The 18,105-nt window shown below is 65.7% G+C and carries 14 protein-coding genes; 10 read left to right on the forward strand and 4 right to left on the reverse strand.

Translation table 11 applies throughout. The annotated features are described in order from the left end of the window. Nucleotides 1–437 (reverse strand): chromate transporter (locus GEV06_21940; GenBank protein ID MPZ20550.1); only part of this gene is annotated, 437 nt, incomplete at its 3' end. Between the two features lie 307 nt (nucleotides 438–744). On the opposite strand from GEV06_21940, the gene GEV06_21945 reads away from it, so the two are divergent. The 6 genes from GEV06_21945 to GEV06_21970 all read left to right on the forward strand — a co-directional run bounded on the left by GEV06_21945 (nucleotide 745) and on the right by GEV06_21970 (nucleotide 9,796). Continuing rightward, nucleotides 745–3,660 (forward strand): hypothetical protein, encoded by a 2,916-nt coding sequence (locus GEV06_21945; protein ID MPZ20551.1) that lies wholly within the window; start codon nucleotides 745–747, stop codon nucleotides 3,658–3,660. Next, a complete protein-coding gene (locus tag GEV06_21950; GenBank protein ID MPZ20552.1) occupies nucleotides 3,657–4,784 on the forward strand; it encodes a hypothetical protein in 1,128 nt (375 codons plus the stop codon). Before GEV06_21945 ends, GEV06_21950 begins: the two co-directional genes overlap by 4 nt. Before the next feature lie 248 nt (nucleotides 4,785–5,032). Beyond that, entirely contained in the window at nucleotides 5,033–5,575 is a 543-nt protein-coding gene (locus GEV06_21955; protein MPZ20553.1) for a DUF2384 domain-containing protein, read from the forward strand. Next, the gene (locus GEV06_21960; protein ID MPZ20554.1) at nucleotides 5,572–6,051 is read left to right on the forward strand and encodes an RES domain-containing protein; all 480 of its coding nucleotides are present in this window, start codon (nucleotides 5,572–5,574) and stop codon (nucleotides 6,049–6,051) included. Before GEV06_21955 ends, GEV06_21960 begins: the two co-directional genes overlap by 4 nt. Before the next feature lie 139 nt (nucleotides 6,052–6,190). Beyond that, complete coding sequence (locus GEV06_21965) at nucleotides 6,191–8,800, forward strand: FtsX-like permease family protein (protein MPZ20555.1); 2,610 nt, start codon at nucleotides 6,191–6,193, stop codon at nucleotides 8,798–8,800. A 33-nt stretch (nucleotides 8,801–8,833) separates the two neighbouring features. Then, a complete protein-coding gene (locus GEV06_21970; protein ID MPZ20556.1) occupies nucleotides 8,834–9,796 on the forward strand; it encodes a hypothetical protein in 963 nt (320 codons plus the stop codon). Between the two features lie 356 nt (nucleotides 9,797–10,152). Here GEV06_21970 and GEV06_21975 read toward each other — a convergent pair whose 3' ends face one another. Continuing rightward, nucleotides 10,153–11,349, reverse strand: coding sequence for a hypothetical protein (locus GEV06_21975; protein ID MPZ20557.1), 1,197 nt, complete (start codon nucleotides 11,347–11,349; stop codon nucleotides 10,153–10,155). Between the two features lie 409 nt (nucleotides 11,350–11,758). Between GEV06_21975 and GEV06_21980 the strand changes: the two genes are divergently transcribed. Both GEV06_21980 and GEV06_21985 read left to right on the forward strand, forming a co-directional pair. Further along, nucleotides 11,759–12,091, forward strand: coding sequence for a PadR family transcriptional regulator (locus GEV06_21980; protein ID MPZ20558.1), 333 nt, complete (start codon nucleotides 11,759–11,761; stop codon nucleotides 12,089–12,091). Nucleotides 12,092–12,130: 39 nt separating this feature from the next. Beyond that, on the forward strand, nucleotides 12,131–14,563 hold the full coding sequence (locus tag GEV06_21985) for an FtsX-like permease family protein (GenBank protein MPZ20559.1): 2,433 nt from the start codon (nucleotides 12,131–12,133) through the stop codon (nucleotides 14,561–14,563). A 10-nt stretch (nucleotides 14,564–14,573) separates the two neighbouring features. On the opposite strand, the gene GEV06_21990 is transcribed toward GEV06_21985, so the two are convergent. Further along, nucleotides 14,574–15,089, reverse strand: coding sequence for a PIN domain-containing protein (locus tag GEV06_21990; protein ID MPZ20560.1), 516 nt, complete (start codon nucleotides 15,087–15,089; stop codon nucleotides 14,574–14,576). Next, nucleotides 14,968–15,369: a ribbon-helix-helix protein, CopG family gene (locus GEV06_21995; protein ID MPZ20561.1), complete on the reverse strand. Its 402-nt coding sequence runs from the start codon at nucleotides 15,367–15,369 to the stop codon at nucleotides 14,968–14,970. The genes GEV06_21990 and GEV06_21995 overlap by 122 nt, the downstream gene beginning before the upstream one ends. 433 nt (nucleotides 15,370–15,802) lie before the next feature. Between GEV06_21995 and GEV06_22000 the strand changes: the two genes are divergently transcribed. Next, a complete protein-coding gene (locus tag GEV06_22000; protein ID MPZ20562.1) occupies nucleotides 15,803–16,144 on the forward strand; it encodes a hypothetical protein in 342 nt (113 codons plus the stop codon). Nucleotides 16,145–16,280: 136 nt separating this feature from the next. Next, entirely contained in the window at nucleotides 16,281–17,420 is a 1,140-nt protein-coding gene (locus tag GEV06_22005) for a hypothetical protein (protein MPZ20563.1), read from the forward strand. Nucleotides 17,421–18,105 lie beyond the last annotated feature (685 nt).

Below are 18,105 nucleotides of genomic sequence, written 5' to 3' on the forward strand. Positions count from 1 at the left end.
GATCGCCCCAGACTCCACAGCGCCTGCGCGACGATGGCGATTACAACCGGCTTCACCCCATACAGGAGTCCCGCGGCTTCCGGGAGGCTGCCGTAACGTCCGTACGCCCAAGCAGCCGCGCCGACGATTAACGTGGCGGGAACGATGAAGCAGAGCCCTGCCACGAGAAGGCCTCGCCAACCCGCTCGAGCATGACCGATGTGAATTGCCAGCTCTGTGGAGTTGGGCCCAGGAATGAGGTTGGTCGCTCCGAGATAGTCGAGGAACTCTTCGCGGGTCAGCCACTTTCGCCGGCGCACGACCTCATCCTCCATCATGGCGATGTGTGCCGCCGGCCCACCGAAGGCCGTCGTGCCGAGTCGCAAGAAGACCGCGGCGATCTCCGATAGGGAGTTGCGTGTGCGCGCCGCGACGTCGCCAACGGAATCTCGTGCCATCCTCGCTCCTCCCGCATGATATCCGCTGCTGTCGCGCATAGCCGACCTGGCGTGGCCGCGTGCGATCGAGCCAGGCGACGAGGCGCCGTCTGACACCTCGAGCGTGTATAGTGTTGCGCATTCGTCCAGGACCGTGTCGCTCGAGAAAGGGGAGGTCGTGCACCGCCGTCTAGTGTCCTGTCCGCGTGATTCGTTGCATAGGTCCCGGAGCGCGGCGCCCGGCTCGCCAGGCGCGAGAAGGGAGCATACAGGCCGTATTCGACCGACGAGCAACGCCGCGAGCCGGGATGCCCCGCCCGGGACGTATGTGACGAATCACGCGGACAGGACACTGGCAGCCGGTTTCACACTCGTTCTGGTCGGATTCGGCGCGCTGTTCTTGCAAGCGGCATCGAACGCGGCCGGTCCGGTCGAAGCACCGACCATCGTCATGGTGACCGACACGAGCCCCGGCACGCCTGTTCGCCACGGCCTCGAGGCGATCAGAAGCGCGCTCGACCGGCACGGGATCACGCTTCGCCTGAGCCAGCGGATGGATGGAGCTCAGGGCGAGAGCGTGATCGTCGCCGGCCTGTCCAGCGGCTCGGGTGCTGCCGCTCGTCTGGTCACGGATCTCGATATCGACGCGCCGGTCGAGGCAGAAGCGCTCCTCATCCGCCACGTCGACCAACCGCGGCTCCTCGTAACGGCGCCCGACGACCGGGGCCTGATGTACGCATTGCTCGACGTGGCGGAGCGGATCGGATGGGCGGACGATCCCGCTCGGCCGCTCAGCGAGGTTCGGGATGCCCGCGAAGCACCAGCGGTGGTCGAGCGTGCACTGTCCGTGTACACGATGCACAGGGCGTGGTTCGAGAGTCGCTTCTTCGATCGCACGCACTGGGAACGCTACTTCGACCTGCTCGCGAAGAACCGTTTCAACTCTTTCGTCCTGATCTTTGGCTACGAGAACGCGGGCTATCTCGCCCCTGCGTATCCCTACTTCTTCGATGTCGAAGAGTTTCCCAACGTTCGTGTGGTGGAGTTCACCGCCGATGATCAACGCCGCTACGTGGATGCGCTGCGTGAGCTCATCGCCGCGGCGCATGCGCGCGGCCTCGATGTGACGGTGGGGCTCTGGGACCACATCTATCGCGGCGGTGTGCAGGCGGGTGGCATGGACGTCGAGGCAGGCGAGAGGCTGCCAGGTGTCGTCACCGGCCTGACGCAGGACAACCTCATGGCCTACTCTCAGGCCGCCCTCGCGAAGTTTCTGCAAACCTTCCCTGGGATTGACGCGGTCCAATTCCGCATGCACGGCGAATCGGGCCTGAAGCCGGAAGAGATGCACGACTTCTGGAAGGGCATCTATGCCGTGATGAAGCAGCACGCGCCGGAGATGCGCTTCGATGCGCGGGCGAAGGACTTTCCGGATTCGCTGATCGATCTGGCCGTCGAGATGGGCGTCAATATCCGGATCTCCACCAAGTACTGGGCAGAGCAGATGGGGCTTCCGTTCCATCCGACGCACATCAACCAGGAGAACCAGCACGATCGGCGCCACGGCTACGCAGATCTTCTGCGTTACCCGAAGAAGTACGACATGCACTGGCGACTCTGGAATGGCGGGACGACGCGGGTCCTGCTCTGGGGAGATCCGGAATACGTGCGCCGGTTCGCTGCGAGTAGCCGTCTCTACGACGGGCAAGGTTACGAAGTGAACGAGATGCTCGCGACGAAGATGGCCTCGCAGCCCCACGACCTGACGCCGTTCGAGCTGCTCTCGCCGGCGGCGCGCGGCTATGACTACGAGTTCGAGCGCTACTGGCACTTCTTCCAAGTCTTCGGGCGCATTGGTTACAATCCCGACACGCCATCCGACGTCTGGACGCGAGAGTTCGAGCGACGGCTTGGACGGGCGGCGGCGCCGCACATCGAGCGCGCGCTCCACCGCGCGAGCTGGATCCTGCCGATGATCACCGCCTACAACTTCCCGTACAACCGCTTCCCGACGACGCGCGGTTGGCCGGAGAAGCAGCGGCGCGAGGACTTGCGGGAGTACGCCGCGGCGGAGCCAAGTGACACCGAGCAGTTCCTCAGCATGGCTGATGCCGCCCGCTTGACGCTGGCGCAGGGAGAATCGGCAGCGGTCTGGCCGCAGGAGAGCAGTCGATGGTTCGCGGAAGTGGCAGAAGCGGTGCTGCGCGACGTGCGCGAGGCAGAGCGACAGGCGGCCACGCCGCCAAGGCCGGAGCTCGAGTCGACGATTGTCGACTTGCGCATACTTGCCGGCCTGGCTCAGTACCACTCGCATCGCGCGCTGGCGGGCCTGAGCTGGGCGCTGTGGGAACAGTCACGCGACGTCAATGCCCTCGATGAGGCGATTGCGGAGGAAGGGCGCGCCATTCAGGCCTGGGAGCAGATCGTGGAGGCCGCCGGCGACGTCTACAACGACAACCTTCGTATGGGCCTTGCGACGTCTGGGTTGACCGGGCACTGGCGCAACGAGCTCGATGCCGCGAAGCAGGGCCTGACGGCGCTCGAGGAGGAACGTCAGACGTATCGCCCTGCGACTCATGGGAGCGCGCCGGCGATCGCTCATGTGCCAGCGCGGCGCATCCGACCTGGAGAGCCGCTCGGCATTCGCGCAACCGTGACCGGGCCACGCCCCATCGCACGGGTGCGCGTGTCGTACCAAGCCGGTGACCGCTTTGGTGACGTGCCCCTCGAGCCGGCCGGGCCGTACACATATCGCGGTAAGATTCCGGCAGAACGCGTGAGCGGCCCCTTCTCGTACATCATTCACGCTACCGATGACGGCGGGCGCGCGACGACCTGGCCCGCTTCGGATGGCCGTGCAGCCGCGTCTGCGGTCCTGGCCACGGCCGACGATGAACCGCCGGTGGTGCACCATACGCCGGTCGCTCGTGCCAGGGCGGCGCGGCCACTCCGCGTCGAGGCGGAAGTCACCGATCCGTCAGGCGTGAAGTGGGTGCGGCTCCGCTATCGAAGCGTGAATCAGCATCAGGATTACCGAACGCTGGAAATGCGCGCGGATGGGGAAGGCAACCGATTTAGCACCGTTGTGCCGGCAGCCGAGGTGGTTCCAACCTGGGACTTCATGTACTTCATCGAAGTGATGGATCGCGCTGGCAACGGTAAGATCTATCCGGATCTCTACACCGAACAACCTTACGTCGTCGTGCCGCTAGAACGCGGCGGACAGAAGGAGACGCTGCCATGACGCTGGCGAGTGCCTCGGTATGTTTGCTGATGTTGCTTGGGTGGCTGTTCGCGCCGTCGGCCTCGCCGGTGCAAGGTACCGGAGACGCTCGACGTTTGCTGTACGTTGCCGCCCCGGGCGTCCGGAACTATGTCGAGCACGGCGGCGTCGGGATCCTGGTGTTCGACATCGAGGCTGGACACCGGTTCGTGAAGCGCATTCCCACCTTCGAGATGCTGGACGGCGAGGAGCCGGAGAATATCAAGGGCATCGCGGCACACGCGGAGACAGGCCGCCTGTACTTGACCACACCCAGACGCGTGGTCGCCTTCGATCTGACGACCGAGCGCATCGTCTGGAACCGCACATACGAGGGTGGCTGCGATCGAATGGCGATCGCGCCAAACGGCCGCATCCTGTATGTCCCGTCGTTCGAAGGGCCCTTCTGGCACGTGATCGACGCAGGAAGCGGCGATCCGATCGGCACCATTGAAACGAACTCGGGTGCGCACAACACGATCTACGGAAGCGACGGCAGATTCGTCTATCTCGCGGGACTGAAGTCGCCGATGCTGAACGTGGCGGACTCCAGCAGCCACACGATCGCCAAACAGGTAGGCCCGTTCGGCGACGTCATCCGCCCCTTCACGGTCAATAGCCAGCAGACGCTCTGCTTCGTCAACGTCAACGGCTTGCTCGGGTTCGAAGTGGGCGACCTACGGACGGGCCGCGTGCTCCACCGGGTGGAAGTGGCGGGCTATCAGAAGGGACCGGTCAAGCGGCACGGCTGCCCGAGCCACGGCGTCGCCCTGCTGCCAGACGAGACGGAGCTGTGGCTCACCGACGCCGCGAACAGTCGGGTGCACGTGTTCGACGCTACCGTCATGCCCCCGAAGCAGGTCGCCAGCATCGAGGTACGCGACCAGCCCGGGTGGATTACGTTCAGCCTCGACGGCCGGCTTGCGTACCCGTCCACCGGTGATGTCATCGACACGAAGAGCCGACGGATCGTGGCGACGCTCGAGGACGAGCAGGGTCGAGCGGTGCAGAGTGAAAAGATGCTCGAGATTCAGTTCTCTGGTGGCCAGCCGGTGAAGGTTGCAGATCAATTCGGCGTGGGTCGTCGCCTCGCATCCGGCTCATGATGAGCCAGCGGGGCGCAGGATCCGCACCAGGATCGGCGGCGTCAGCAGTGTCGTCATCACAAGGAATGGGATGCCGATGAGCGCCAAGTTTCCAAGCAGGATCCCGGCAAGCAGCTCGCCGAGGACGGCTGGCTGACCCCAACGCTCCACGACGCCGAAGAGCCTCGCGGCGAGCAAGGCAATCGGAATCCAGAGCAGCTCGGCGGGAACCTGCTCCACTGCATGCGTGACCTGGGCGAGCGGCGGGCATGAGTGCTGGTCTCAGCGACGTCTGCTGCGCCAGTATAGCGCCGCATGCCGTTACCACCGCAGATCTGCAGTTCCTGTGTTACGCTTTTGCTACCATGGGTGTCGCCATCGATACCGCCGGGCATGAGAGCCTCGCGCACTACCGCTTGGTTGGCATCGATGCCCCAACCTTGAGCCGTGTGGTCGAGCGTGTTGAGAAGGGGTTGCCTTTCTCCGCCGTCGAACGGATGCAGAAGCTCCTGGGCGCACCGAGCCTCCGACAAATTGGTGAGCTTCTTCGGATGCCAGATCGCACGCTCTATCACCGCAAGGAGACGAGGCGACTCTCTCCCGACGAGTCCGATCGGCTGTTGCGGCTCGCCCGTCTCGTCGGACTTACCATCGATCTCTTCGAGGGGAATCGAGTGGGCGCGATCCAGTGGCTGAACACACCCAAATCGCAATTGGAGGGTGCATCGCCCTTGGAATACATGAGGACAGGGGTCGGGGCGCAGGCCGTGGAAGAGTTGATCTGGCGAGCTGAGCACTCGATGTATGCGTGATGGTCGTCTCCTGGAGGGTGGTGAAAGCGCGCTACGCACGAAGCGCATTCAGCGGCGAGGGTGCCCGGCGCGCGGACGGGCGATGGCATAGCGCAGGGTTGGCGGTTGTCTATACCTCGGCGAACCAAGCGCTGGCGATGCTCGAAGTACTCGCCAACTTCTCTGGCGCGGAGCGGCACATGCTCCCGGCCTGCGTGCTGATCTCTGCGACGTTTCCCGAGGGCTTGGTCGAGACGGTTCGTCGGCAGGATCTGCCGCCGGGGTGGGACGCCCCAAGTGGGAGTGTCGCTGCTCGCGCCTTTGGACGCGGGTGGCGAACCGAAGGGCGCTCAGCTGTCCTCCGCGTGCCCAGCGTGCTCGTGCCCGACGATTTCAACTTCCTGCTCAACCCCCATCATCCACGGTTCTCACAGATCCGGATTGGAGACCCGATTGCGTTCGCCTGGGACCCGCGATTCAAGGCGCAACGTGAGTGACCGCTCAACGTGAGCCACGCGACTCCCCCCTTGCACTTCGACAAGAGATGCGCTACCTTCCTGTCGAAGCGTAAGCGATCTCGGCTCGGTGTAGACGGAGCGCCGTCGGCGCCCAGGCCTTGGAACGCCTGTAGGGGGCATGATGCTCACCGATTGGATCCTTCGACTGCGATCTCTCTTCAATAGGCGCGCCGTCGACCAGGATCTCGACGACGAGCTCCGGTTTCACCTCGAGCAGCAGGTGACCCTGTACGTGGGCCAGGGAATGGCCCATGATGACGCCCTCCGCCGGGCGCGACTGGAGCTCGGCGGGCTCGATCAGGTCAAGGAAGAGCACCGCGACGCGCGAGGCATCGGCCCTGTCGACGATCTCGTCCGCGACGTGCAGTACGCCACGCGGCAGCTCCGGCGCTCGCCTGGTTTCGCGTTGCTTGCGATGTTGTGCCTCGGGCTCGGGATCGGCGTTAACACGGCCATCTTTGGCGTGATCAATTCCGTCCTCCTTCGGCAGATGCCGGTCGCGGATCCAGAACGGCTGATCGTGATCAGCCGGGGCGAGCGCACGGCGTGGTCGTATCCCGACTATCGCGATTTCCGGGACCGAAGCCGCACCCTCTCCGGACTGGCCGGATCGTGGCCGATGGAGTCGGATCTCGACGTCGACGGCGACAGCGCGTTCGTGGGCGCGGAGGTCGCGTCAGCCGACTACGGCGATGTGCTCGGTGTCACGCCAGTGCTTGGCCGCTGGTTCGCGGACGACCGGGAGCCGTTTGCCGTCATCAGTCACGCGGCTTGGGAGCGCTGGTTCCATCGCAGCCCGCAGGTGCTCGGCCGGCGGATCAGGTCACAATCGGAGTCGTACACGGTCGTTGGCGTAGCGCCACCTGATTGCACCGGTGCCTTTGCGCCGCTTCGAACGGATATCTGGGTGCCAATCCGCACGCGCCCAGGTTTGGCCGCGCAACTCGAGGATCGCGAGGACCGGCACCTGATAATGCTCTTCGGCAGGTTGCGCGCGGGTGCGACTGCTGTCGAGGCGTCAACCGAGCTGAACGCCATCGATGCACAACTGAGGGCCGAGCATGCTCGTGCGTCAGAGCGCCAGCCGCCGATTGTCGCTGACGAAGCACGTGGCATTCCGGATCACGAGTTTCGACGAAGCGCCGCAACCCTCGCGACACTCCTGGCCGTCGTCGTCGGATTGGTCTTGTTGATTGCGTGCGTCAATGTCGGCAACCTGCTGTTGGTGCGTGGAGCGATCAGGCAGCGTGAATTCGCCATGCGCCGCGCCCTCGGCGCCACGCAGTCGCGGCTGTTCCGACAACTGCTGACCGAGAGCCTCATGCTTGCCATCGGCGGCGGCATCTGCGGTGTCGTCCTGGCGGTGTGGACCAACCAGCTCCTCGAGAGATCGGTGTCGTCTTTCATGGGCTACTTCGCGGTCCAGTTGGATTTGTCACTCGACTGGCGCACCATCGTGTTCGCCACGATGGTCTCGTTTGCGGCCACGCTGCTTTGTGGCTGGCTCCCTGCGTGGCGAGCGTCTCGGTCCAGCGGCGTCGTGGCGTTCAAGGGTGAGATTGGCGGGGGCACGAGACGCCGGCGGCCACTGGGACTTGTTGCGCAGGTGGCGATGTCGTTGGTCCTGCTGTTTGTCGCCGGCAGCTTTCTCCAAGGGCTCGTCCGGCTGCAAGCCACGGATCCCGGCTTCGAGGTCGACGGCCGCCTCATTGCCTATGCCTTCATTCCGTCCTCTCCAATCACGGCCGAGCGTCGTCGCGAGGTCTACGCACAAGCGCTTGAGCGGTTACGGACGCTGCCCGGTGTTCGGACGGCCACGCTCACGTCCACCGTGCCGTTGATGTGGGCCCGTTCCGATTGCGCCTCACTTCGTACCGGTCCGCAGATCCGGATCACAACCAGCACCATCGATACCAGCTTCTTCGATACCATGGCGATCCGCCTTCTCGCCGGTCGCCGCTTTGGTGTCGAGGACCTTTCCAGCAACGCCTCGACGGTGGTTGTGAACGAGAGCCTCGCTCGCCGGATCCTGCCGAACAGCACGGCCGTCGGTGAACGGCTGATGATCGGGTGCGACGACACGCAAGCGGCGGTTGTCGTTGGGGTTGTCCGCAACTCCGCGATCCGTGAGCTTGGTGAGCCTCCTGAGCCGCATCTTTATTTCCCCTTCCCCCGCCAGGACTTTGACGGCCTCGCAGCCATTCTTCTGCAAACGAGCACCGATCCAGCCACGATGGCGCAGCCCGTCCGTCGCACCCTCCTCGGCATGGGGCAGGGAATGCGCGCCTATGTCGTGCAGCCGCTCAGCGCGCACATCGAGCGGAGATATGCGCAATTCGAATGGATCGTGAACGTCTTGACGGTCTTCGGGTTGCTGGCGCTGCTGCTCGCCGCGGTCGGCTTGTATGGCGTGATCGCATACCATGTGACACTCCGCACGCAGGAAATCGGCGTACGAATGGCGCTTGGAGCGACGCGCCAGGATATCTTCCGCGACGTCGTCAGCAACGGTCTAGCGATCGTTCTGGTGGGCGTGGCGATCGGTGAGCTGTTGACGGCGGGACTGACTGGCGTCGCGGGATCGATCCAGGAGGGGATTGCTCCAACGGGTGTCTGGACGCATGTCGTCGTGGCGTTCATCTGGATCGGAGTTGCGCTTGGTGCCTGCTGTCTGCCGGCCGCCAGGGCAGCGCGCGTGGACCCGCTCGTGGCGCTGCGTTACGAGTAGCGGTACACTCTGTGGTGGCGTCCAAGACTCGACATGAGCGGACCTACTGCGACACCGCTGCTCTTGCTGGCTCTCCGCCCGAACAGTGAGACCGACCGTGAACGGCTCGGAAAGGGATTGCGGCAGCTCATCGCCGAGGATCCGACCCTGAGCGTGAAAGCGGATCAAGCCGGCGGAATCACCATTGGCGCCCTCGACGAATTGCAGCTCGAGAGCATCGTCGATCGCCTGAAGCGCGAGTTCCGGGTCGAAGCGACGCTCGGAAAGCCTCAGGTGGCCTACAGGGAAGCGCTGACGCAGGTGGCCGACGGCGATGGCCGATACGCACGTCATTCCGCCGGCCGCGGGCAGTATGGCCACGTCAGGATCCGCGTCTCTCCGGGAGAGCGAGGTACTGGCTATGTTTTCGAGAGCGCTCTGAGTGGTGACGAGATTCCGGATCGTTTCATCGAGTCCGTCCGGCTGGGAATTCAGGAAGCCTCGACGCGCGGTGGGCCCGCGGGTTATCCGATTCGCGACGTGAGGATCGAGTTGTACGACGGCTCATACCACGAAACGGCCTCGAACGACGCCGCGTTCAAGATCGCCGGTGCGATGGCATTCCGAGAGGCTGCAGAGAAGGCGGGGACCGTTCTCCTCGAGCCGGTGATGATCGTCGCCGTGGTGGTCCCCAAAGAGCACGCGGCCGACGTGATCGAAGACCTCTCCGGTCGACGTGGCCAGATTCAGTCGCACGATGACGACGCCGACGTGCGGGTCGTTCGGGCACTTGTCCCACTGTCAGAAATGTTCGGTTACGCGGCGGCTCTCCGCGAACGTACGCGAGGGCGTGGGACATATTCGATTCAGCTGGATAGCTATCGAGAGGTTCCGATCGACCCGCGGGACGGCGAGCGCCGCAATTCCCCAGTGGGCGCGCCGCTCAAACCGGTACCTGGGCTCAAGAGCGCGAGCGTCGCGCTGCCGGAACCTGACGACGATGTTGGCGAAAGCTGAGTCGGGGCGGCGGTTGTACGAGCACGCCGGATTTCGCCGCCATCGCCGCGCGCGTTGGGTGAAGATGTTCGACACTTCGCCCACACGCGATGGCGCTCGTTCCCGAACGACCTGATCGAGCCCATTCGTCTGAACCACGCAAGTGCGGCGTTTCAGAGTTACGGTGACGTACGTGCACCACCACGGCACAGGGACCAGACCGCGATCGCCACCGTCGATCGAATCAGCGGAGGGAGGCAAGCGTCCTCCGGGCACGACCGTGAGCGGCAGTAGACAATCACCCCGCGATCGCACGCGCTGGGGCGTCGCAACTCGACGGACAGATGTTGGCCAGGCGTGTCCGTCGGCTCTTGCGCTCATGAGGGTGAGGCACGCGCGGCCGAACGCCTGACGTGGCCCAGACGAGGCTGGCCCGCGCCGGCAGATTGGCACAGATCAGGTGCCAGACTCGTTTCGAAACGAGTGGCGTGCGGCCGTGTGCCGAAGACCGGCGCCGTCTCTCGGACGCGCGTGGGCTGCCAGGGACCGAAGTCGCGTTCGGCCGCGTGGGCATTGTGGCGTGTGCACCTGAGCTCGAGATTGTCGACCGACGCTTCACCGCCCTTCGCGTACGGCCGGCGATGATGAAATTCGAGGAACCCGCGTTCCGCGCACCGCCTTCCTCCGGCGCTGACGAACGCACACTGGCCACCGTCGCGGTGCCAGATGGTTCGCTTCACCACCGCGGGGATGTACCGCGATCCCATCGCCGTCCCGCGCCCCTGCGTCGGCCGGTCTGTGGCCGCGTATTTCATGCGCGCACATTCGGCGACGAGCAGGGTCAGGGCACGATCGAAGATGGCCGCGGGGTCTCCGGTCGGAATGACGTGCCGGAGTAGCGCTTGTACCTCCTGCAGCTTCGCGTATGTCTCGGCGCTGATGGTGAATGACACCTTGTAGCGCGCGGGCGCCAGCGGCGCGAGCACCGGAGGACGCGTCGGCGCGGGCGCCGCCGGGGCCGACATGCCCGCCGACGCCGCGGTTTCCCGCGGCACCTCACCCTGTTCCGTCGTGGGTGCTTTGCTGGCAGCTCCCGCCGTGGCGGCGGCCACGGCGGGTGGTGGCGGCGTCGGCAGTTTCCGCACAGCACTCGGCACATCGGGCTGCGGGTGCAGTCGGGCCACGATTTGTTCGACGTCGCGTCGGCTCCGGTGCCGGGCCTCGGCCAACAGTGCCGCATAATTCTCGGGAGTCAAGTGCGGCGCGAGGAGCCGAATCGTTGTCAGCGTGACCGCGCCCGCCGCGAGCTGCGCCAGGATGACAGGAAACCGGCGCGCGGCGCGGGCGACTTCGATCCGGTCGTACGCGGCGTGCTCCGAGAGGCGGAGGACGTGGACGCAGTACGTAAAGAGCGAGGCGCAGCCTTCGCCTAGGTAGAGACGCCGGGCATCGATCTCGGCGAGGCAGGCGATGAGGCGCGCCGTGGCCTCACGTTCACCGGCAGCGAGGTGCGTCACCTCGCGGAGCAGATCCTGATCGGAGAGGTGCTGGAACGTGGAGAGTCGCGTCATCATGTCCCATTATACGGATGCACTTTTCGAGCCTCAGGACGGGCACCCAGGACACGAATGCGGCGAGATCCATTTCGTTTGTCGCCCTCACATGCGAAGGCGGCCTCATGGTCAATCTGGCGCTCACAGCGGGCTATTCTCGCGAGCTTCTGCACAAGAACGCGCCCACCTCAAAAATCTTGTCAAGCCCTTTCGCGAGAACCGTCACGCTGACGTCGCCTCACTGCCTCGCAAGGCTGGCCATCGCGTCCTCGAAGGCGCCGCGAGATCGGGAGAGCACGTCCGTAATATGTGTCGATTACTGCACAGGAGTCGGAGGGCGACGAAAGCAGAGAACCGTGGCGTCCTTGACTATCTGGGTATTCACCGCTACCATACCTAGACATTCTTGTGATCAGGGCTCGATAGCCCTATGGAAAAACCGGTCAACGCCCTCTTGCACGGAACACTCGATGCGCTGATTCTCAAGACGCTCACAGGCGGTCCCCGCCACGGGTATGCGATCGCGCGTTGGATCGAGGAAGCGACCGGCGATGCGCTGCAGATTGAGGACGGCTCGCTTTACCCGTCCCTCTACCGGATGGAGCAGAAGGCGTGGGTGGAGGCCGAGTGGGGCGAGTCCGAGCTGGGCCGCCGCGTCAAGCTATATCGCATCACGCCCGCCGGCCGCGCACGACTGAGGCACGAGACGCGCCAGTGGCAGACGTTCACGAAGGTCGTCTCCCGAGTGCTCCTCCCAGCCTGACGTGCCCGGTGCGGCACGCGCGCCGTGGAACCGCAACGCATGCGACGAAGACTGTTACGGGCCTGGCTCTGGAAGCCAAGCGTCGACGAGGAGGTCGACGGAGAGCTCGCGTTCCATCTCGAGATGCGCCGGCGCGAGTACGTCGCCCGCGGCATGTCCTCTGAAGAGGCGCGCCAGGCGGCGCTGCGACGCTTCGGTGACGTGCGCCTCGCCCACGACACCTGCTGGCGTCTCGGCAGAGACAGGGATCGTCAGATGCGGCGACGGGAATACCTTGCGGAGTTGCGCCAGGACGTCGGGTTCGGCTGGCGACAACTGTGGAAGAACCCCGGGTTTGCGTTCGTAGCAATTGTGACGCTCGCGCTCGGGATCGGAGCGACGACGGCGATTTTCAGCGCGGTGCACGCCGTGGTGTTGCGTCCCCTGCCGTACCATGAGCCGCATCGCCTCGTATATCTATTCGAGCGCTGGCGCGACATCGAGCGCGGCGGCGTGTCGGTTGGCAACTTCGTCGAGTGGAGCCGGCGCGCCACGCTGTTCGATGGAATCGCCGCGATCCAATACGACAACTTCAACGTGACCGAGGGTCGGACGCCCGAGCGGGTCATCGGAGCCCACGTGAGCGGGCACTACTTCGATGTGCTCGGCGTGGGCGCTGCGCTTGGGCGGACGTTCGGTCGAGACGACGATCAGCCGGGGCGGGAAGATGTGGTGATCCTGAGCCACAGGCTCTGGGCGCGCCGGTTCGCCGGCGATCCGGGTGTGGTGGGGCGCGAGGTACGGCTCAGCGGCCGTCAGCACACCGTGGTCGGGGTCATGCCAGCGTCGTTCGACGTCACGATGGATGGCGAGGAGCTGTGGGTACCGGCCGCGTTCAGCGGGGAAGAGCAGGCCGACTTCGACCGGCATTTCCTCACGATATCGGCCAGGCTCGCACCGGGTGTGACGATTGACCAAGCGCAGACGGAGCTGGCGACGATCGCCGCGCAACTGGAGAAGGAGCAGCCGATCTTCAACGCGCAGCGTGGCGCGAATATCGAGCCGATGATGGCGATCTTCGTGGGCGACTATCGACAGCGGCTCTTCGCCCCGGCTCGAACAGGCGCATCTCGATGTGACAGCCCTGTTGTTCGCCGTAGTGGTCGCAATCGCCAGCAGCGTCGTCTTCGGCCTCGTTCCCGCGTGGCCAGTAACCCGGTGCTGGACATGCTGCGAGGTGGACGGAGCGGTGGCATGGGCGCGCCGCGTGATCGCGTGCGGAGCGCATTGGTCGTCGCCGAGGTGGCCCTGGCGTTGCTGCTGCTCATCGGATCCGGCCTGCTGATTCGCACGGCGCTGGCGCTCGGCGCGGTCGATCCTGGCTTCGATCCGCGCGGCGTGCTCAGCGCGCGCGTGGCGCTCCCACGCGACGACTACCTGGACCACACGCGCACGGTGCAGGCGCTCGAGGGCATGGTGGACGAAACGCGCGTCGTTCCTGGTGTCACCCGTGCGGCCGTGGTCTCGCAGGTACCGCTGGGGCCCGGCGGCAATAGTAACGGCTTGATTCCGGAAGGACGCCCGATGGGCCCGCGCAGCGTGATTGTCAGCCAGCTGCGGCTCGTGTCACCCAGGTATTTCGAGACGATGAGGATTCCGATCAAGGAGGGACGCAGGTTCACCGATCAGGACCGTGAGGGCGTGCAGAAGGTGATGATCATCAGCGAGGCCCTGGCCCGGCAGGCCTGGCCGAAGGAAAACGCGATCGGCAAGCGCATCTCCTGCTGCGAGCCGGGACCTGGCGGCATTCGCACGCCCGACTACAAGGTGGTGGTTGGCGTCGCAGGCGACGTGCGTTCGTTCGGTCTCGCCGTTTCGCCCATGCCCGAGTTCTATCTGCCCATTGCACAGGCACCATCCAACCCACCTGGTGCGGCGTGGGACTGGGTCCAACGCACGATGTACATCGTCGCGCGCACGCCGACCGATCCGGCCGCATTGGCCAGCAGCGTGGCGCGTGCCATTCGCCAGGTCGATCCCAAGCTGCCGCTGTTCAACGTCCGTACAATGGAGGAGCGGATGGCGAGCTCGGTCGCCGCGTCGCGCTTCAACACGGTGCTGTTGACCACGCTCGGGATAATGGGGCTCCTGCTGGCGGCCATCGGTATCTACGGCGTGATTGCGTACTTCGTCAGCCAGCGCACGCAGGAGATCGGCGTGCGGCTCGCGCTCGGCGCCGCACCGGCCGACGTGGCCCGGCTCGTGATTCGACAGGCTTTGAAGCCGGTGCTGGTCGGTCTCTTCCTGGGAGTGACCGGTGCACTCGCCGTGAGCGGTCTGCTGGCGAACCAGTTGTACGGCGTGGAGCCGCGCGATCCGATGACGATCGCAGCGCTGAGCCTGGGCTTCGTCCTGGTTGCGCTTCTGGCGAGCTGGGCCCCTGCTCGCCGCGCCGCCCGCGTGGATCCCACCCGCGCATTGAACACAGCCTAGTGTCCTGACACTAACCGGGAAGGATCGAGAAGGAACGGCGGCGGCCGACGCGATAGACGGAGAAGTGGCGTCGATCGAGCGTGAAGATCTGCGTGAGGGACTCGCGCTCGGCAACGCGGACGAGCGCCGCGTCAGCCAGATCCATTGGCAAGTCCCGATACTTCTCCATCAGCTCGCGCATCCGGGAGGCATCGGTCTCATCGAGGGGCGCGAGTGTCAGAGCTCCTAGCTCCAAGCGGCTCCAGAGCGCCTTCTGACCTTGCCATGACAGGGCTAGGAGGTACATGGCTTCGGTGAACGCCGGCCAAACCGTGATCAAAGAGCTACGGAGCGTCCCTAGTGCATCGACGCACGTGTCGTGATCCGGATCACCGCGGTCGAGAATGGCCACGAGTGGGCCCGCATCAACGAGCACGCCGCGCACGTGCCTGCTCCCGAACAATCGCGCTGAACTGTTCCCCTGTGGTACGGTGTGGCCTGCGCACACCGAGATTGACAATCCCAACGACGTCCAGCCAGTCGTCATAGACACCGCCGCGGGTGTGACCGCTGCCAGTGCCGGCGTCGTACTGTGCGAGGGCCTCGCGAACGATCTCGGAGCGCGAGACCCGCCGGCGCTTCGCGAGGGCGTTCAATGCACGCTCCGCCTTTTGGTCGAGACGGACTGTCAATGGCACGTTACACCTCCGTAATACGTATTGAGTATTACACAAGGTCCCAGCGGGATCAAGGCAACGAAACCCCGCATCCTCGAGGATCCGTGGGCCCGGTTCCACATATGTGTCAGCACCGCTGGGCAGATCGATGAGCGACTATAGTCACGATCCCCTTTTCGTTGAGCACACCGCACGCCGAGAACTCGAGCTTCCATCAAACGCCCTTGCCGCCCCCCAGTTTTGGCCGACCCGCCACGAAGCGTCGAGTCCCACCCCCTGAGGAGTAAACAGAGGCGGCCAGCGTCGCGGTCGCGATGGTGCCGCCGGCCGGCCTGATCGCGTGGGCCGCGCGCCCCGGTCGGCCGCGTGGAACAACCACGTGCGGCGCTGACGTGTGGCGACCCGCCGAGCTCCGTGAGCTCGGCGGCCGTCTGGCCCCGCACGTGGTGTTACGTTCTTCGCGGATCACGCGGCCTCCAACGGGGCGGCGCTGGCCCACGCGATCCCGCCGGCCGGCGCTGACACCCGACGCTGCGCACGGTTTTCGCTCGACATATCGTAGCAGTTGTGCAAGTGTTACGACATGCTACGCGCTACGACGCGCCGGCTCGCCGGTCGACGACGGCAGCTCGAGGCGCAGCTTGCCACGCTGGGGCCGGTCCTGCGCGCCTCGCTGATCGAGCGGTTCACCCAGTGCGGGAAACCCGGCTGCAAGTGCATGCGGGGTGAGAAGCACGGGCCCGCCACCTACCTCACCGTGAGCTACGCGCACGGCAAAACGCGACAGGTGTATGTCCCCAAAGATCTGCGGCCGGTGGCCGAGCGGTGGGTCCACAATTATCACCACGCGATGACCCTGCTCGAAGAAATCTCGAGCATTAACCTCGAACTGATCCGGCGCAAAGAGCCGACCCCACACCGATAGGAGTGCGTCTATGCCCCAGGCCCAACAGGCCGGCCTCACCTGCGTGTCTGACCATCTGTATAGATGATACGAGACCCGCCCGCGAGGTCCACGACGCCGGGCCTTCGAGCCGACGCACGCGCCCACCCTCGCGCGCGTGCTGGCCCTGCGGGCGGTGGCCGCTCCCGACCTCGGGCGGTGGCTTTCGCTGGGGCTCGCCTTGCTCACCGTCGCCATGCTCCAGCTCTGGCGCGGCGCCCGCAGCGGCCACGGCTGGCTCACCCTCTGCGCCTTGTCGCGCACCTTGCCGCTTGAGGAATCCGACAAGGCCCGCGCGAGGCGGCTCTATCGCCTGCTCCGCAACGCCGCCCTCGACGGTCCCGTGATGACCCCGCGGCTCGTCCGCCTCGCGCTCGGCCCCGCCCCGCAGGGCTGGATCCCGATCGTGGTCGATCAGACGACCATCCGCGGGACGCCAGGCCTGATGGCGGGTGTGCGCGTCGCCCACCGCGTGCTCCCCGTGGCCTTCGTCTGTGACGACGACGCCACCCTGCGCAAGAGCCAACATGTGATCGAGGAGTCGCGGCTTCTCCTGATCGCCGCATGCCTGCCGCCCGGGTGCAAGCCGGTCTTCGTCCTCGATCGCGGCGACGCGCGCGCCTCACTCCTCCGGTACTTGCGCCGGCTGCGGATCCCCGTTGTCCTCCGCGGCCGGGCCACCACCCTGGTGCGCGTCGGCGGCCGGCGCCTCACCCTCGGCCGCTTGCGCCGACGCGCCGGCCAGGCCCGTCGGTACGCCGACGTCGCCTATCAGGACACCGCCCAAGAACCGGTCGATGGCGTCGTCTTTCATGACCGCGCCTTCAAAGAACCGTGGTTCCTCTTGGTCCCCGCTGGCTCTGAGGCCCAGCTGCCCACCGACGACGGCGTGGCCCTCTATCGCGAACGCATGCACATCGAGCTGACCTTCCGCGATGGGAAGACCCCTCTCGGGGTGCGGGGGCTGCGGCTCGAGGTCGATGTGGCCCCGCGCCTCGGGCGCGTGCTGCTCGCCCTCTCGCTGGCCTCTCTCCTCGCGGTGCGGCTCGGCGCCGGCCCCCTGGCGCGCGCGGTGCGTGCGCACGTCGAGGTGGTACGCGGGGCGCCTCGCCCTGGCACGCAGCGCCGGCTCAGCGCCCTCTCCATCGCGATTCTGGCGCTCTCCCTCGCACGCTTCGGGCGCCGCGCTCGCGACGAATTGCATCGCCTGCTCACCGCCTTGGCACGCGGTACCCCCGCCACGGAGATCGCGCGATGACCCGCCTGACCGATCAGCGCAGCCCCGTCGTGTCGTCGCTCCTCGTGTCCCTGCGGTACGCGAACGACACGACCCTCGACGTCGCCTTCCGCGGTGGCGCGATCTCCCGCTACTTCGACGTGCCCCCCCATGATCGTCACGGGCTTGATGACCGCCGCGTCGAAAGGGCGTTCCTTCAACCGGCACATCCGCAGCCACTTTCGCTATCAGCGCGTGGGCTGACCGATCATCTTTACGCCCCGAGCGCCCTGACGGTATCTCCGAACTGGGTCGTGGCATGTCGTAACACTTGCACGAGTGAGACGATACATCAACAGCAACGGGAGCCGTGCGCCGCGAACGGTTCAGCGCTGGCCGGCGGGATTGCGTGGGCCAGCGCCGCCCCGTTGGAGGCCGCGTGATCGGCGAAGAACGTAACACCATGTGCGGGGCCAGACGGCCGCCGAGCTCACGGAGCTCGGCGGGTCGCCACACGTCAGCGCCGCACGTGGTGTTTCCACGCGGCCGACCGGGGCGTGCGGCCCATGCGATCCCGCCGGCCGGCGACATCGACGCGAGCGCGCGGCTGGCGGCCTCTCTCCTTTCACTCCTCAGAGCAGTGGACGCGGCGTCTCCGGGAGGGTCGGGAAAAACTGGGGGGCGGCAAGATCAAACGCCGGCTTGACACGAGTGTCGGTTCCGTAAA

The sequence above is a fragment of the Luteitalea sp. genome, from assembly GCA_009377605.1.
In the GTDB taxonomy this organism is placed as follows: domain Bacteria; phylum Acidobacteriota; class Vicinamibacteria; order Vicinamibacterales; family Vicinamibacteraceae; genus WHTT01.

Excerpts from the sequence above, each read along its gene's own strand:
- GEV06_21950 (MPZ20552.1), top strand. The coding sequence starts at position 3,657 with ATGACGCTGGCGAGTGCCTCGGTATGTTTGCTGATGTTGCTTGGGTGG.
- GEV06_21955 (MPZ20553.1), top strand. The coding sequence starts at position 5,033 with ATGAGTGCTGGTCTCAGCGACGTCTGCTGCGCCAGTATAGCGCCGCAT.
- GEV06_21985 (MPZ20559.1), top strand. The coding sequence starts at position 12,131 with ATGCGACGAAGACTGTTACGGGCCTGGCTCTGGAAGCCAAGCGTCGAC.
- GEV06_21965 (MPZ20555.1), top strand. The coding sequence starts at position 6,191 with ATGATGCTCACCGATTGGATCCTTCGACTGCGATCTCTCTTCAATAGG.
- GEV06_22000 (MPZ20562.1), top strand. The coding sequence starts at position 15,803 with ATGCTACGCGCTACGACGCGCCGGCTCGCCGGTCGACGACGGCAGCTC.
- GEV06_21975 (MPZ20557.1), bottom strand. The coding sequence starts at position 11,349 with ATGATGACGCGACTCTCCACGTTCCAGCACCTCTCCGATCAGGATCTG.
- GEV06_21970 (MPZ20556.1), top strand. The coding sequence starts at position 8,834 with ATGAGCGGACCTACTGCGACACCGCTGCTCTTGCTGGCTCTCCGCCCG.
- GEV06_21980 (MPZ20558.1), top strand. The coding sequence starts at position 11,759 with ATGGAAAAACCGGTCAACGCCCTCTTGCACGGAACACTCGATGCGCTG.
- GEV06_21990 (MPZ20560.1), bottom strand. The coding sequence starts at position 15,089 with ATGACGACTGGCTGGACGTCGTTGGGATTGTCAATCTCGGTGTGCGCA.